The sequence below is a fragment of the Neisseria shayeganii genome, from assembly GCF_014054965.1.
Lineage (GTDB): Bacteria > Pseudomonadota > Gammaproteobacteria > Burkholderiales > Neisseriaceae > Eikenella > Eikenella shayeganii.
In genome coordinates, this window is the sequence record NZ_CP059567.1 from 1,887,443 (window position 1) to 1,901,863 (window position 14,421).

At 55.9% G+C, this 14,421-nt stretch carries 16 protein-coding genes; 8 read left to right on the forward strand and 8 right to left on the reverse strand.

Annotated features, from left to right (window positions below):
- The first annotated feature begins 52 nt into the window (after positions 1-52).
- Together H3L94_RS09225 and H3L94_RS09230 are read left to right on the forward strand one after the other, a co-directional pair.
- Positions 53-1,246 carry an amino acid aminotransferase gene (locus tag H3L94_RS09225; protein WP_182121782.1) on the forward strand — a complete coding sequence of 398 codons (1,194 nt, stop codon included), beginning with the start codon at positions 53-55 and terminating at the stop codon, positions 1,244-1,246.
- A gap of 133 nt (positions 1,247-1,379) precedes the next feature.
- A complete protein-coding gene (locus H3L94_RS09230; RefSeq protein WP_182121783.1) occupies positions 1,380-2,057 on the forward strand; it encodes a hypothetical protein in 678 nt (225 codons plus the stop codon).
- A 262-nt stretch (positions 2,058-2,319) separates the two neighbouring features.
- Here H3L94_RS09230 and H3L94_RS09235 read toward each other — a convergent pair whose 3' ends face one another.
- From H3L94_RS09235 to trmB, 8 genes are all read right to left on the reverse strand, one after another.
- A complete protein-coding gene (locus tag H3L94_RS09235; RefSeq protein ID WP_182121784.1) occupies positions 2,320-2,661 on the reverse strand; it encodes a hypothetical protein in 342 nt (113 codons plus the stop codon).
- Positions 2,662-2,839: 178 nt separating this feature from the next.
- Positions 2,840-3,667, reverse strand: a complete 828-nt coding sequence (locus H3L94_RS09240; RefSeq protein WP_182121785.1) for an NAD-dependent epimerase/dehydratase family protein — start codon at positions 3,665-3,667, stop codon at positions 2,840-2,842.
- Positions 3,668-3,702: 35 nt separating this feature from the next.
- Positions 3,703-4,191, reverse strand: a complete 489-nt coding sequence (locus tag H3L94_RS09245; protein ID WP_244958746.1) for a hypothetical protein — start codon at positions 4,189-4,191, stop codon at positions 3,703-3,705.
- Positions 4,192-4,404: 213 nt separating this feature from the next.
- Positions 4,405-4,875: a DUF2269 family protein gene (locus tag H3L94_RS09250; protein WP_182121786.1), complete on the reverse strand. Its 471-nt coding sequence runs from the start codon at positions 4,873-4,875 to the stop codon at positions 4,405-4,407.
- Positions 4,872-5,291 (reverse strand): DoxX-like family protein, encoded by a 420-nt coding sequence (locus tag H3L94_RS09255; RefSeq protein WP_182121787.1) that lies wholly within the window; start codon positions 5,289-5,291, stop codon positions 4,872-4,874. The genes H3L94_RS09250 and H3L94_RS09255 overlap by 4 nt, the downstream gene beginning before the upstream one ends.
- A gap of 1,083 nt (positions 5,292-6,374) precedes the next feature.
- Positions 6,375-6,656: a hypothetical protein gene (locus H3L94_RS09260; RefSeq protein WP_182121788.1), complete on the reverse strand. Its 282-nt coding sequence runs from the start codon at positions 6,654-6,656 to the stop codon at positions 6,375-6,377.
- Between the two features lie 100 nt (positions 6,657-6,756).
- Positions 6,757-7,164, reverse strand: coding sequence for a thiol-disulfide oxidoreductase DCC family protein (locus H3L94_RS09265; protein WP_182121789.1), 408 nt, complete (start codon positions 7,162-7,164; stop codon positions 6,757-6,759).
- Between the two features lie 281 nt (positions 7,165-7,445).
- A complete protein-coding gene (trmB, locus tag H3L94_RS09270) occupies positions 7,446-8,147 on the reverse strand; it encodes a tRNA (guanosine(46)-N7)-methyltransferase TrmB (RefSeq protein WP_182121790.1) in 702 nt (233 codons plus the stop codon).
- 155 nt (positions 8,148-8,302) lie between these two features.
- Here trmB and recA point away from each other — a divergent pair, with 155 nt between their 5' ends.
- The 6 genes from recA to H3L94_RS09300 all read left to right on the forward strand — a co-directional run bounded on the left by recA (position 8,303) and on the right by H3L94_RS09300 (position 14,403).
- Positions 8,303-9,361 carry a recombinase RecA gene (recA, locus tag H3L94_RS09275; protein WP_182121791.1) on the forward strand — a complete coding sequence of 353 codons (1,059 nt, stop codon included), beginning with the start codon at positions 8,303-8,305 and terminating at the stop codon, positions 9,359-9,361.
- An 83-nt stretch (positions 9,362-9,444) separates the two neighbouring features.
- The gene (locus H3L94_RS09280; RefSeq protein WP_182121792.1) at positions 9,445-10,227 is read left to right on the forward strand and encodes an HNH endonuclease; all 783 of its coding nucleotides are present in this window, start codon (positions 9,445-9,447) and stop codon (positions 10,225-10,227) included.
- Positions 10,228-10,258: 31 nt separating this feature from the next.
- Positions 10,259-11,734, forward strand: coding sequence for an anthranilate synthase component I (gene trpE / locus H3L94_RS09285; protein WP_182121793.1), 1,476 nt, complete (start codon positions 10,259-10,261; stop codon positions 11,732-11,734).
- A 130-nt stretch (positions 11,735-11,864) separates the two neighbouring features.
- Positions 11,865-12,281: an NfeD family protein gene (locus H3L94_RS09290; RefSeq protein ID WP_182121794.1), complete on the forward strand. Its 417-nt coding sequence runs from the start codon at positions 11,865-11,867 to the stop codon at positions 12,279-12,281.
- Positions 12,282-12,285: 4 nt separating this feature from the next.
- Complete coding sequence (locus tag H3L94_RS09295; protein WP_009118716.1) at positions 12,286-13,257, forward strand: SPFH domain-containing protein; 972 nt, start codon at positions 12,286-12,288, stop codon at positions 13,255-13,257.
- Between the two features lie 585 nt (positions 13,258-13,842).
- Positions 13,843-14,403, forward strand: coding sequence for a Csu type fimbrial protein (locus H3L94_RS09300; RefSeq protein ID WP_182121795.1), 561 nt, complete (start codon positions 13,843-13,845; stop codon positions 14,401-14,403).
- Positions 14,404-14,421 lie beyond the last annotated feature (18 nt).

Genomic DNA, 14,421 nt, shown 5'->3' on the forward strand with positions numbered 1-14,421 from the left:
AATACCGCCCGCACATTTTCCCGTTTATGCCTTATTGAAAAGGATTTCCACCATGTTCCAACACGTCGAATTTTATCCCGGCGACCCCATCCTCGGTTTGATGGAAAAATACGCCCAAGACCCGCGCAGCGAGAAAGTGAATCTCGGCGTGGGCGTTTATTATGACGAAGACGGCCGCCTGCCCGTGCTCGAATGCGTGAAAACTGTAGAAGCAGCGATTGCCGAAGAACAGCGTCCGCGCGGCTACTTGCCGATGGAAGGTTTGGCCGGCTACCGCAGCGCCTGCCAAAAACTGCTGTTCGGCGACAACAGCCAAGCCGTGGCCGAAGGCCGCGTGGCCACCATCGAAGCTTTGGGCGGCTCCGGCGCGCTGAAAGTGGGCGCCGACTTTATCCACCAATGGTTTCCGCAAGCCAAGTGCTACGTGAGCAACCCGACTTGGGGCAACCACATCAGCATTTTCGAGGGCGCAGGTTTTGAAGTGGGCAAATACCCCTATTACGACCCGGCCACCATCGGCGTGAAATTCGAAGAGATGAAGGCCTTCTTCAACACCCTCAACGAGAACGACGTGGTGCTGCTGCACCCCTGCTGCCACAACCCCACCGGCGTGGATCTGAGCCGCGAACAATGGGATGAGCTGCTGGCCATCGTCCAAGCCAAAAAGCTGATTCCGTTTATGGACATCGCCTACCAAGGTTTCGGCGACGACATGGAGAGCGATGCCTATGCCATCCGTCAAGCAGTGGCCATGGGCCTGACCGTGTTTGTGAGCAACTCTTTCTCCAAAAACCTGTCGCTCTACGGCGAGCGCGTGGGCGGCCTAAGCGTGGTATGCCCCACCGCAGAAGAAGCCAAACTGGTGTTGGGCCAGCTGAAATTCACCGTGCGCCGCATTTACTCCAGCCCCGCCGCCCACGGCGCCTATGTGGTGGGCAGCGTCATGAACGACGGCGAACTGTTTGCACAATGGGTGGGCGAAGTGTACGAAATGCGCGACCGCATCCGCGCCATGCGCCAAAAACTGCAAGACGTGTTAAGCGCCAAAGTGCCCGGCCGCGATTTCAGCTATTTCACCAAGCAGCGCGGCATGTTCAGCTTCACCGGCCTTACCCCCGAACAGGTGGCGCGCCTGCAAAGCGAGTTTGCCGTGTATATGGTGGACAACGGCCGCATGTGCGTGGCCGGCCTCAACAGCAAAAACGTGGATTACGTGGCCAACGCGATTGCCGAAGTATTGAAATAAGGCGGCACCGCGGCTCCCCAGCCCCGCACCCCGACAGGCTACCTGAAACACTTTCAGGTAGCCTGTTGTCCTTTGTGAACAGAGGTTTTATACTGGCCGTTCTGTGTGATCTGATGAAGCAAAGGAGAACAAAATGAAACGTCCGCTGATGCTCGCCATGCTGCTGCCCATATTGTCCGTGCCGGCACAGGCAGCTGATTTTTCCGCGTTGGTGCCGCAGGGCTGGAAGCTGGATTACAGCGCCGAGGGCGATTTGAACGGCGATGGCCAGGCCGATGCCGTCATCGTGGTCCGCGGCCAGGACCCGGCCAAGATGGTGCGCAATGAAGGGCTGGGCGCTTCCGAACTCGACACCAACCCGCGCCAGCTGCTGGTGTTTTTGCGCCAAGGCCAAGGCTATCAACTGGCGGCGGCCAACCGCGACTGGCTGCCGCCGGCAGGCAGCACCGAAACACCCTGCCTGCAAGACCCGCTGGAAGAGGGCGGCATCGGCATCAAAAACGGCCGCCTGACGGTGATGCTGCATTATTGGCTCAGCTGCGGCAGCTGGGGTGTGCAAAACAATACCTACACCTTCCGCTTGGAAGGCCGGCGCTTCCGGCTCATCGGCCTGGATCAGGTCTCATATATGCGCAACAGCGGCGAGAAAACCATGGTCAGCACCAATTATCTAAGCGGACGGCAGAAAACCGTTACCGGCGCCAATATGTTTGAAGACGAACCGAACCGCCACCGCGAGCGTTGGCGCAACCTCGCCAACCGCACCCGCTGGTATTTAGACGGCCCGCTGCCCAACGGCGACGAACAATAGGCTGCGGCGCCAAACGGGGAGCGGCTCTTGCAGCCCCCGGTGCCCTCCCCTAAGTACTCGCCCCAATATAGAAAGGGCGTTTACCGCCGCATCCATACCGGACGGAAGGAAAGAAGGTAGGGTCACCGCAACAGCCGGCATTCCCGATCTGGATACCGGCTTTATTCAGAAACTGATGCAGCAACCGTTCAGGCTACCTGAAAAGCTTTCAGGTAGCCTGTTTGCTGTGCCTTTATGTTTGCTGTGCCTTTATCGGCACCGCTCAATCGAAGCGGACCACATCCAGGCAATGTTGTTGCGCGCGCATTCTTTGGAGAACAATGTCTTGGCGATTGTCGTCCGACAGCAGGCAAATCGCGGCATCGGGGTCTTGGGCGGCGATGCGGCCCAAGTGATAGGCCCAAACCAAGCCGGGGTCGGCGGCGCTGCCGGGCGGTAAAAAGACAAAATGCACCCGTTTGCCGAAACGGCACAGCACTTCGCACCAAGTCATGGGCATATATTCCTGGCCGGCCGGAATAAACAGCCAGATGTGGCAGGCAGGGTCGATTTCACTCAAACACTCAGGGCGAGCGGAGTCAAAGGAAAGCAGGATGTGTTTCATGTGTGTAGGTATGTCTTGCGGCCGGTGTGTCCGGCCGCTTTATTGTGTGTTTGTTTGTTGTTTTCGGGCGCTTTTTTGGGTGCGCCCTGATGTTGGCGCGGAATATACCAAAAATCCCCCTGTCTGTGGTAGCCGCAGCAGGGGGAAGGGGTACGGAATGTGCAGTTTGGGCAACAGCTTAACGGCCGAAATCCTCAGCGGACTGCGGCGGGCGCCCCAAAAGGGCGGCAAAACCGGCGCAGTCGGCCGTCGAACCGGCACGCAACAGGCGCAGGCTGTCGCGGCTGAGTAAGCCGTTGCTGGGCACCTCCGCCAGCGCGGCACCCCACTCGGCCACAGGCCGGGGTAAGGAGAAGATGCGGGCGGGCGGTTTGCGGTGGAGGTTGCGCCGCAGCAGGTTCAGGTAGCCGGCCAGCGTGCAGGTTTGGCTGCCGGTAAATGGCATGCAGCCGCCTGCGGTGCCGACTGCCAACTTGGCGAGACCTTCGGCCACATCGTCGAGGTGGACCGGCTGCAGCGCGAAACGGCCGCCTTCAGGCAGGCAGAGCAGCGGCAGACGGGCCAGGCGGATAAACAGTTCGCAGCTGGCGCCGCCGCGCCCGAACACCACGGAAGGTTGCGCGATGGCCGTGCTGAGGCCGCTGCCGGCTACGGCGTAGTCGCCGCGCCCTTTGCTGCCGAGGAAAGGCACCGGATGGTCGGCAGCCGCGCCGAGGGCGGACAGCTGTACCCAACGCGGCACACCATGTTCCGCCGCCAGATGGGCCAATTTGGCCGGTGTATGATGGTGGACGGTCTCCAGAACACTGCGGTGGCGGCTCATGATGCCGACGGCATTGATGACCGCGTCCGCGCTTTTCAGGTAGCCGGTGAGGCGCGTGAAATCAGGCTGCAGAAAGTTGAATTCGCGGCTGCTTGGCATATTGACTTGGTGTCCTTGCTGTTGCAGCAGGCGGGCGGTGGGGGCGCCGATAAAGCCGCTGCCGCCAAAAAGTAGGATGTTCATGATGGCTCCGATGGTGAATGGCAGACGGGATAAGGTTATTTGAACAAGGGCGGCAGGCCGTCGTCGTGGCGGGGCGAGGCGGCCGGCGTTGCTGGGGCGAAATCGGGCATTTGACCGCGTTTGAGGTGGAGTTTGCCGCCCGTTTGAGCCACGGGCGCTTTCGGACCGCTTTGCAGCAAACGGATTTGCTGGCGGACGAGATAGGCCAATACCAACAGCAGGCCGACGCCGCCGAAAATGGCCCAACGCAGGGCATACAGCAGGTTGTTCGCCAGGCTCTGGCCGAAACGCGGGGCAAACAGCAACACGCAGAGCATGGGCAGCAGCAGGGTGAGGCTGAGGTAAAGCCGCTGCCAGAACATACCGCTGATTTCCTTCACCTCCGGGCGCGGATCGTCGCAGAGAAAGGCCAGTACTTTGCGCAACGGCCGGCCGAGAATGGCCCAGCAAATACCGCTGACAGTAAGCGAAACCAGCACCACGGCAGCGGTGACGGCAAGGGAAGAATGGGTAGGGGAATACATCACAAACTCCTGACAAAGTGAAGAAAATTGGTCGGGTGGCTTTCAGGTAGCCTGAGGTTGCCTTTTGTCATGCACGATGACGGCGGTCTCGTGGGGCGAAATCCGGGCCTGCTGTATCGGCCATGCTCGCAAAGCGTTCATTTGCTGCGCTTTCTTCCTTGCGTGCGTGGTTTTCCACCCCGAAACGTTGTGCAGGCCCAAGCGCGCCACGCTCTAAACGGGTTTCAGAACCATCAAAAAATACACAATCACCATGGCGCAGAAGGCGGGATAGCCCAACAGCTCCCAACGCCGCGCATCGCGCCAATAGGCATCGGGCAGTTGGCGCTCCCCGCGTTCGGCTGCCGCTTGGGCGGTTTTGGCCATCCGCAGCTGCAAGACCACCACCGGCAGCCAACACAGTCCGGCCAAGGTATAAAGCACCAAGGTCCACACAATCCAGCTCATGCTCCAGTCCATGCCGGCGTGCCGGATCATCCACAGGCCGGAGAGAGGCTGAAAAATCACCGCTGGGGTGGTAAACCACCAATCGGCGCGGCACACCAGCCGAGACACCACGGCCTGTGCCTGTACGTTGCCGCTGCGGTTGGCGAAGAAGAGGTAAAAGGCGGTGCCGAAGCCGGTGCCCACCATCAGGGTGGCGGAGAGGATGTGAAGGGTTTTGACAATCAGATAGGTGTTCATGACACACTCCTTTCAGAAACGGGGCGGTTTTCAGGCCGCGTCGGACCAGACGTTTGTTGCGCGCCGGCCAGACAAATCGTTACGGCCAGCAAGGGAAAATTCTTCACCAGGGGAGCGAAGGGGTGCAGCCAATTGGCCGGCAGCCACAGCGCCACAATCAGGCTATACGCCGCAATGGTGGCCGCCTGTGCCGCCCACAGCAGGCGGTGTTGCCGCCAAGGGCTGAACAACAACACGCCGAGCAGCACGTCCCAAGCTGAAGCGGCCGCCAGCGCAGGCATCTGCCATTCGGGCGGCAGACCGACATCGGCCAATAATTGCAAAGCTTCGTTGCGGGCGGTGAGAATGGGCTGCAGCCCGCTCCACAGCCATAAACCGCCAAAGGATGCGGAAACATAACAGGGCTGATTATTCATAAATTTCTGCCTTAAGAGAAATAATTAAGGAAATTTTTTGCCGATTTTTTCGGCAGTCGGCATTTTCTTTTTTCGGTAAGCAACTTAAGCGCCTTATCCACAGCCTCTCTACGGTGTTATCCAAACGGCTGGGGGAAAGCGGCGGCCGCATGGGCGGCTGATGTCATGAGCCAGCAAGGCGGCGAATTTGTCTGTTTTTTAGGCAATGGAAAAATCTGCCAATACCCTCAATGTGTTCGCTTGCTTATCCACAGCTTATCCCAATCGGCTTCCCCGGCGCGTGTGGGTATCGGTTTTGCTTTGCCTGATTTTTAATCAGTACCGATTATGCCAAACGGCTGACGGGCTTAGACCGGCTTTCCACAACGGAAACACAGGCTCATGCACGGAAGATGTGGGCAGCAAGCAGGCCGGGTATCGGGCTTCATAACACAGGTCAATGGTTGCGGTTGCGCCATCGGATAAGATGGCTTCAATGCCACCAGCAATCAAACTATAATTTCTGTATTTACTGAAATTATAGTTTGATTATTTTGCTCGGCGCAAGGTTTATTTGCCGCGCACGGAGAAACAGAAGCAATATTGAAATTAAGTTAATGTCTTATATATAAATATTGATCAATGAATTTTCAGAAGTCTGCCTTTCATACAGCATGCAGGCTACCTGAAATTTTTCAGGTAGCCCGATCCGGATATCTGGCTCGGGCGTGCCGTCATCATGCTGACGAAGCGGTTTTTAGCTTCGCCAGTCTGCTGCGCTACCGAGGCAAAACTTACAGCCGCCTGGCTCACTCGAAGAGGGCGGTTTGACACGCTGCGCCAGTCAAACCAACCAGCACAGCAAAATGGGACATTTTGCGAGCATTTTCTGCGTCCCCTTGGGGGATACACCGCAGATGCGGGTTTTGACCAACAATACCGCCGCAACACTTTGACGACACGCTCTAAAACATGAAACGTTCAAATATGATCAGAGGAGACATCTTGTAGAAAGTGTCATCACTCAGCACAGTGAACAGAAAGCGCCTAATCAAAAACGGCGGCTGTGAAGCAGCCGCCGAATACTTTTAAAAATTCAGAACATTATTTGATTTGGAAACCTTCCAGCAGTTTTTCGCGGAACATGGGAAAATCTTCCAAAGCCGTCAGCACCGCATGTTGGGCATCGTATTCACGTGCCAGCTCTTTGATAAATTCTTCCACCACCACGGTGCGGTTGTTGCTCCAATCGTATTTCTTGCTTACCTTGACCCTTGCCGCCCATTGCTGACGGGCGTTGTCTTCAATGATCATCACAATGCAATGCAATTCGAAATTACCTTTGTCATCGTTACCGGAGTATTTGTCGGAAAAATTGCGCAGCATAAACAGACTCCCTTATTTTGTTGATTCAACGCAGTATGGGAACCATAGCACAATACCGGCATTTCCACTATCACCCGCAAGGGCCATTCGGCAAACGGCTTTACCGCTTGGCAGGCGGAATCCGACAACTGCCCTTATCACACACTCCGCCGTAGAGCAGGCGGATCAGCGGCTTGGGGATACGGTAGCGGTTACGGGCCAAAACGGGATAAAAACGATCACTCAACCACTTCACCGGGCCCCAACTCAAAAAACCGGCCAACGAATCCAGCCCCGCGCTGCGATAAAGCAGACGTACGGCATCCATATGGGTATGCCAGCCGCCGTTGCTGTCGCACACACAAAGATAAGTCATCGCTTGAACACGTGAAATGCCGGCTGCCGCCAATTCGGCCAAGGCATCATCCACTGCAACAATTCTGACGGCATCAGGCCGCCGCCTGTGCATTTTCAGCGCTTCAGTGTGGCACAGCGGGCAATCGCTGTCGTAGTACATGGTAATGGACATTTCCCCATCCTTTCATAATTTCTGCATTAACAGAAATTATAGTATAAATGAATGCATGAACCAGTACAAGTATCTAGCGAGCGTTGGCCCTCAGCTTTTGCCAATTCGTGTTGTGGCGGTATTTTCAGTCTACTTCGCTACCCGAGGAAAAACCGCAGATGCCAAGTAAAAATGCCGGCAAGATAAACCTTGCCGGCATGGGTTGCTGCCTCGCGTGATCAATGCGGCAGACTCAGCACCCTGGCCGAAAATACCACCGCCACGGAGATGCTCACTAACTTCTAACGCTTCACAAACACCAAATCCCATACCCCATGCCCCAAGCGTTTGCCGCGGGCTTCGAATTTGGTTTCCGGGCGGTAGTCGGGCGTCGGTGAATAATCGGCGGCGGTATTGGCCAGCTCGGGGAAACCGTTCAACACTTCCAACATCTGTACCGCATATTCTTCCCAGTCGGTGGCCAGATGCACATAGCCGCCGCTTTTGAGCTTGGGCAATAATTTCGCCACGAAAGGCGGCTGAATCAGGCGGCGTTTGTGGTGGCGTTTTTTGTGCCAAGGGTCGGGAAAAAAAATGTGGATGCCGTCCAAGCTGCCGTTGGCCAACATGTTTTCCACCACTTCCACCGCATCGTGGCGCATCACGCGGATGTTGGCGAGGCCCTGCTCGGCCATCAGCTTGCACAAATTGCCCACGCCCGGCCCGTGCACATCAATGGCCAGAAAGTCTTTTTCGGGCAGGCGGCGCGCAATTTCGGCCGTGGCGGTGCCCATGCCGAAACCGATTTCGAGAATTTTCGGCGCCTCGCGGCCGAAAGCGGCGGCCAAATCCAGCGGCGCGTTTTGATAATCCACGCCGAAACGCGGCCAGTTGTCATCAATCGCCCGCTGCTGGGCGGCAGTCATGTGCCCTTGGCGCAAAACAAAAGATTTGATGCCGCGGCGCGCGCTGCCGTCGGCGGGAGTGGAGTGGTCGTCGCTCATCGCGCTCAAAGCCTTTCGCTGAAAAAACGGCATATTGCCAGCATCCGATGCGCGCTTCAAGCCGCAGGCTACCTGAACGCGCCCGCCCACAGCACCGCGGCTTTATGCGATAATCGGCGCTTTCAAGATTAACCGTTTATCCGCAGGTATCCGCAATGGCTGAAGACAAAAACCAAGACAAGAGCAAGGCGCTGGCCGCCGCGCTGGCCCAGATTGAAAAGCAGTTCGGCAAAGGCTCCATCATGAAGATGGACGGCAGCCATAAAGACGAAAATCTGGAAGTGATTTCCACCGGATCGCTGGGCTTGGATTTGGCCTTGGGCGTGGGCGGCCTGCCGCGCGGCCGCATTGTGGAAATCTTCGGCCCCGAGTCTTCGGGCAAAACCACGCTGTGTTTGGAAACCATCGCCCAATGCCAAAAAAACGGCGGTGTATGCGCCTTCATTGACGCCGAAAACGCCTTCGACCCGATTTACGCGCGCAAACTGGGCGTGAAAGTGGAAGAGCTGATGGTGTCCCAGCCCGACACCGGCGAGCAGGCGCTGGAAATCTGCGACATGCTGGTGCGCTCCGGCGGCGTGGACATGGTGGTCATCGACTCGGTGGCCGCCTTGGTGCCGCGCGCCGAAATCGAAGGCGAAATGGGTGACAACCACGTCGGCCTGCACGCCCGCCTGATGAGCCAAGCTCTGCGCAAGCTCACCGGCCACATCAAGAAAACCAATACCTTAGTGGTGTTCATCAACCAAATCCGCATGAAAATCGGCGTGATGTTCGGCAGCCCGGAAACCACCACCGGCGGCAACGCCCTCAAGTTCTACGCCTCGGTGCGCCTCGACATCCGCCGCACCGGCCAGATCAAAAAAGGCGACGACGTGCTGGGCAACGAAACCAAGGTGAAAGTGATCAAAAACAAAGTTGCCCCACCCTTCCGCCAAGCCGAATTCGACATTCTCTACGGCGAAGGCATCAGCTGGGAAGGCGAACTGATCGACTTGGGCGTGGTGCACGGTATCGTGGAGAAATCCGGCGCCTGGTACAGCTACAACGGGGCCAAAATCGGCCAAGGCAAAGACAATGTGCGCGTGTGGCTGAAGGAAAACCCCGAAGTAGCCGACGAAATCAACGCCAAAATCCGCGAAAAAGCCGGCATCGAAGTGGCCATCACCGAAGGCACGCTCGATGAAACCGACGGCGAACAGCCGGAGGAGTAAAACTCTGCTATTTCGAATATCAGGCCGTCTGGATTACGTTTCAGACGGCCTATATCACAGCTTATTAATTTAGAGAATTAAAGATGAAAAAAAAGAATTTTAATGAAATTATTTCAGAAACAGAATACATATGGAAAAATAACTGCTTAAGTCGTGATCGCATTAGTAAAAAAACCACTTATCAAAGCTGGGGAATTCCAAGTAAATTCAAACATCATTACCAAAATGAAGATAAGGATAAGAGATTTTTTAAAATATCTTTTCCCCAACTGGAGGATGCAGAAGCCATTTACGATTTCTTTGTAGTCAATAGTGGAGAAGAAATTCAATTTCCCCAATCAATGCAGGAACTATGCGAAACCTTAGCTCAGGAGGCAGAAGAAAACTTCACAATTATTTTTCAAGCACTGGACATTAACAAATCTAGTCCAACACCAAAAAATCCATCGGATATTCGTATTGTTACAGAACGAATTATTAAACAGCGAACTCAACAAGGAAAATATAGACAAAACTTGATTAACTTATGGGGAGGGAAATGTGCTCTCACAAATATTGACTTTCACTATCTCCTAACAGCCTCTCATATCAAAAGGTTTTCAGAATGCAAAAATAATGAGGCTTATGACCCTTCAAACGGATTATTATTATCCGCCCATATTGATAAGTTATTCGACCAAGGATTTATCACTTTTGACAATCAAGGAAAAATTCTGGTTTCAAAAAAATTACCTAGTAATTTATTAGAAAAAATCGGCCTCAATACTGATGCAAAGATTTTGTTTGAAAATCTTATTCATAAAGAAAAAAAACCGGAAATTCTTGAGTATATGCAATTCCACAGAGAACAAATTTTCCAAAAATGAATATTCTCCAGAAATAGAATCTCTTGAAAAAATGATTACCCTGCAAGAATACCAAGCCCAAGCCGCCGCCGGTTACAACCGCATCCCGCTGGTGCAGGAGCTGCTGGCCGATTTGGACACCCCGCTCTCGCTCTACCTCAAGCTCGCCAACCAGCCTTACAGCTACCTGCTCGAATCCGTGGTCGGCGGCGAACGCTTCGGCCGTTATTCCTTCATCGGCCTGCCCTGCCACACCTACCTCAAAGCCAGCGGCCGCAAAGTAGAGCGCTACGAACAACACCGCCTGGTGGAAGTGCACGAAGGCAACCCGCTGCCCTTTATCGAAGCCTACCACCAAAGCTTCAACACGCCCGACATCCCCGGCCTGCCCCGCTTCACCGGCGGCCTGGTCGGCTACTTCGGCTACGAAACCATCTACCACTTCGAACACTTCGCCCACCGCCTGCAACAGCCGCACAAGCCCGACACCATCGGCACGCCCGACATCCTGCTCATGCTGTCGCAGGAATTGGTGGTGGTGGACAACCTCAGCGGCCAAATCTACCTCATTGTTTACGCCGACCCCGCCGAAGCGGAAGGCTACCTGAAAGCCCGCGCCCGCTTGGAAGAGCTGCGCACCCGATTGCGCCAAAGCTGCGCCCTGCCCCTTTCGCTCGGCAGCCCCGCCACCGAACCGGAACACGAAACCGGCGAAGCGCGCTACAAAAGCTATGTGCAGAAAATCCGCCAATACATCCTCGACGGCGACTGCATGCAGGTGGTGCCCAGCCAGCGCATGAAACAGCCCTTCAGCGACAACCCGCTCTCGCTCTACCGCGCCCTGCGCACGCTCAACCCCTCGCCCTATCTGTTTTACTACCACTTCGACGACTTCTTCGTGGTCGGCTCCTCGCCCGAAATCCTGGTACGCCGCGAAGGCAGCAGCGTGGTGGTGCGCCCGATTGCCGGCACCCGCCTGCGCGGCCGAACCCCGCAGGAAGACGCCGCGCTGGCCGCCGAACTGTTGGCGGATGAAAAAGAAACCGCCGAACACGTGATGCTGATCGACCTGGGCCGCAACGACGTCGGCCGCATCAGCCAAACCGGCCAAGTGCGCGTAACCGACAAAATGGTGATCGAGCGCTATTCGCACGTGATGCACATCGTCTCCAACGTGGAAGGCACGCTGAAAGACGGCGTGAGCAATATGGACATCCTCGCCGCCACCTTCCCCGCCGGCACCCTCTCCGGCGCCCCCAAAGTACGCGCCCTGGAAATCATCGAAGAACTGGAGCCGGAGAAACGCTGCATCTACGGCGGCGCCGTGGGCGTGTGGAGTTTCAATAACGACATGGATTTGGCCATCGCCATCCGCACCGCCGTCATCAAAGACGGCATGCTCTATGTGCAAAGCGGCGGCGGCATCGTGGCCGATTCCGACGAAGAGGCCGAATGGCAGGAAACCCAAAACAAAGCCCGCGCCGTCTTGCGCGCCGCCCAAATGGTGCAGCAAGGTTTAGACAAATAAGCCCGCCGCCTTAGGGGCTACCTGAAAATCAGGCTACCTGAAACCCCTTCAGGCGTTCAGGTAGCCCGCTTGCCAAAAGCCGCCCCGTCTTTTACATTGTGCCTGCACCCGCCACATAAGGAATCCGCTGATGATGTATTGGTTGATCGCCGCCGCCGTTTTGTTTGTGCTGGAAATGTTTGTCGGCACCGTCTATCTCTTGGTGGTGGCCGCCTCGCTGCTCGGCGCCGGCCTCACTGCCGGCCTGTTTGACGCCGGCTGGCAAGTGTCGCTGTCGGTGGCCGCGCTGCTCTCCGCCGTCGGCATCTTCTGCGTTTACCGCTGGCGCAAAAACCACCACCGCAGCCCCGCCGAGAAAAGCGATGACGATTTGGACATCGGCCACACCGTGATCCTGCACAGCCGCCAAGCCGACGGCCTGTGGCTGGTGCAATACCGCGGCGCACCCTGGCAGGCGCGTGCCGACTTCCCCGCCCAAGCCGGGCAAACCGCCCGCATTGCCGGCAAAGACGGCAATGTGCTGATTCTGACCCCACAGGAGAACTGACATCATGGAATGGTTGAGCCTACCCCTGATCCTATTTATCGTCCTCGCCGTATTCGGCTTCAAAGCCTTCCGCGTGGTGCCGCAGCAGGAAGCCCACGTGGTCGAACGGCTCGGCCGCTTCCACGCCGTGCTCAAGCCCGGCCTCAACTTCCTCATCCCCTTCCTCGACCGCGTGGCCTACAAACACTCGCTGAAAGAAATCCCGCTCGACGTGCCCAGCCAAGTGTGCATCACCCGCGACAACACCCAGCTCACCGTAGACGGCATCATCTACTTTCAGGTAACCGATGCCAAACTGGCCTCCTACGGTTCCAGCAACTACATCACCGCCATCACCCAGCTGGCGCAAACCACCCTGCGCTCCGTCATCGGCCGCATGGAATTGGACAAAACCTTTGAAGAGCGCGACGACATCAACCGCACCGTGGTCGCCTCGCTCGACGAAGCCGCCGTTTCCTGGGGTGTAAAAGTGTTGCGTTACGAAATCAAAGACTTGGTGCCGCCACAGGAAATCCTGCGTTCCATGCAGGCGCAAATCACCGCCGAACGCGAAAAGCGCGCCCGCATCGCCCAATCCGAAGGCTTGAAAATCGAACAGATCAACCTCGCCACCGGCGAACGCGAAGCCGACATCAAAAAATCCGAAGGCGAAGCCCAAGCCGCCGTCAACGCTTCCCAAGGTGAGAAAGTCGCCCAAATCAACCGCGCCCAAGGCGAAGCCGAGGCCCTGCGCCTGGTGGCTCAAGCCAGCGCCGACGCCATCCGCATGGTGGCCGAAGCCATCCGCCAGCCCGGCGGCAACGAAGCGGTCAACCTGAAAGTGGCCGAACAATATGTGGAAGCTTTCGCCAAACTGGCCAAAGAAGGCAACACCCTGATTCTGCCTGCCAATGTGGCCGACATCGGCAGCCTGGTGGCCGCCGGCATGAACGTGGTGAAGCACCAACAACAGCATCACCCGAAGCACACCGTTTAGCCGGCCAGCACCACGCCGCCATACGTAAGAACTTGCTCAAAGGGCTACCTGAAACCCCGTTTTCAGGTAGCCCCAATTGTATCCTCAGCAAACCGGCGAAACGGTTTGGCAAGGCCAAAACCGAGAGACCTTTGCCCCAGATGTGGATGCCATGCAAGGCGCAGCAACACAGCAAGCGCACCCCATCAGGTTCAGCCAGGGCTTCACCCCTCAGATGACGTCCACCGTTTTCCGGTAGCCTGCCGTTGGCATTCGCCAAAATCCATCAGCCGAAAACCCCGCGCCGATAAAGACTTACAATATTTATGATTAATAAATTTTGGTTAATAAAAAATATATTTGTGTAATTTATTGTAATAATAGATAATGCCCGCATCCGTTAAATCGGCCTGTTATCAGCCACACCACCGGTTTTACGGCAGATCAACAGCTGTATGTTTACAGACGCCGCCTGTCTCTCGGTAGCCATGCGGCGGGCAGGCGCACAACGATTTTTCGGACCCGCCCACAGAAGCCGGCACACAATCAGTGCCGGCTTCTGTCCAAGCAACATCACGACAACTTGATTCAAACGAAGGAAAAAATATGAAATTATGGCAACCCGTTTTCGCCGCCGCTTTATTAGCCGGCAGCCCTGCTTGGGCCGAAACCGCAACCGGTAACTTTAAAACCACCATCGAAATTATCAAAGCCTGTGAGGTCAACACCCATAGCGGCACTCTTGAATCACCAACAGGTGCCGACATCAATTTCGGCCAATATCCTGGTAGCCAAACCGGGGAGATAACGGCCTCAGGTGCTCAAAAAGACACTGGGAACGCTTTGACAGTTAAATGTAGCAAAGACACAAGTTTTAGCATCGGCCTTATGCCTACCAGTACTTCGAACAATGACGGTACCGGCACAATGAAACGAACTGACGGTGACGAAAAAATTGCCTACTCCCTACACAAAGATAACACTTATAACAATGCATGGGGCAATGAAGGCGCTAGCTTGGTTCGTGAAACAGGTACGGGTTTTGGGAGTTCTGTAAACGCAAATAACACCACATTTACCGTGTACGGAAAAATTGAAGCCGGCCAGTTACTGGACAAACCGATAGGCCGCTACAACGACACCGTTCAGGTAACCGTTACCTACTAATCTTTGATGTAAGCATCT

Excerpts from the sequence above, each read along its gene's own strand:
- H3L94_RS09290 (WP_182121794.1), top strand. The coding sequence starts at position 11,865 with ATGATGTATTGGTTGATCGCCGCCGCCGTTTTGTTTGTGCTGGAAATG.
- H3L94_RS09250 (WP_182121786.1), bottom strand. The coding sequence starts at position 4,875 with ATGAACACCTATCTGATTGTCAAAACCCTTCACATCCTCTCCGCCACC.
- H3L94_RS09235 (WP_182121784.1), bottom strand. The coding sequence starts at position 2,661 with ATGAAACACATCCTGCTTTCCTTTGACTCCGCTCGCCCTGAGTGTTTG.
- H3L94_RS09230 (WP_182121783.1), top strand. The coding sequence starts at position 1,380 with ATGAAACGTCCGCTGATGCTCGCCATGCTGCTGCCCATATTGTCCGTG.
- H3L94_RS09245 (WP_244958746.1), bottom strand. The coding sequence starts at position 4,191 with ATGTATTCCCCTACCCATTCTTCCCTTGCCGTCACCGCTGCCGTGGTG.
- H3L94_RS09240 (WP_182121785.1), bottom strand. The coding sequence starts at position 3,667 with ATGAACATCCTACTTTTTGGCGGCAGCGGCTTTATCGGCGCCCCCACC.
- H3L94_RS09280 (WP_182121792.1), top strand. The coding sequence starts at position 9,445 with ATGAAAAAAAAGAATTTTAATGAAATTATTTCAGAAACAGAATACATA.
- H3L94_RS09225 (WP_182121782.1), top strand. The coding sequence starts at position 53 with ATGTTCCAACACGTCGAATTTTATCCCGGCGACCCCATCCTCGGTTTG.
- recA (WP_182121791.1), top strand. The coding sequence starts at position 8,303 with ATGGCTGAAGACAAAAACCAAGACAAGAGCAAGGCGCTGGCCGCCGCG.
- H3L94_RS09295 (WP_009118716.1), top strand. The coding sequence starts at position 12,286 with ATGGAATGGTTGAGCCTACCCCTGATCCTATTTATCGTCCTCGCCGTA.
- H3L94_RS09300 (WP_182121795.1), top strand. The coding sequence starts at position 13,843 with ATGAAATTATGGCAACCCGTTTTCGCCGCCGCTTTATTAGCCGGCAGC.
- H3L94_RS09265 (WP_182121789.1), bottom strand. The coding sequence starts at position 7,164 with ATGTCCATTACCATGTACTACGACAGCGATTGCCCGCTGTGCCACACT.
- trmB (WP_182121790.1), bottom strand. The coding sequence starts at position 8,147 with ATGAGCGACGACCACTCCACTCCCGCCGACGGCAGCGCGCGCCGCGGC.
- H3L94_RS09260 (WP_182121788.1), bottom strand. The coding sequence starts at position 6,656 with ATGCTGCGCAATTTTTCCGACAAATACTCCGGTAACGATGACAAAGGT.
- H3L94_RS09255 (WP_182121787.1), bottom strand. The coding sequence starts at position 5,291 with ATGAATAATCAGCCCTGTTATGTTTCCGCATCCTTTGGCGGTTTATGG.
- trpE (WP_182121793.1), top strand. The coding sequence starts at position 10,259 with ATGATTACCCTGCAAGAATACCAAGCCCAAGCCGCCGCCGGTTACAAC.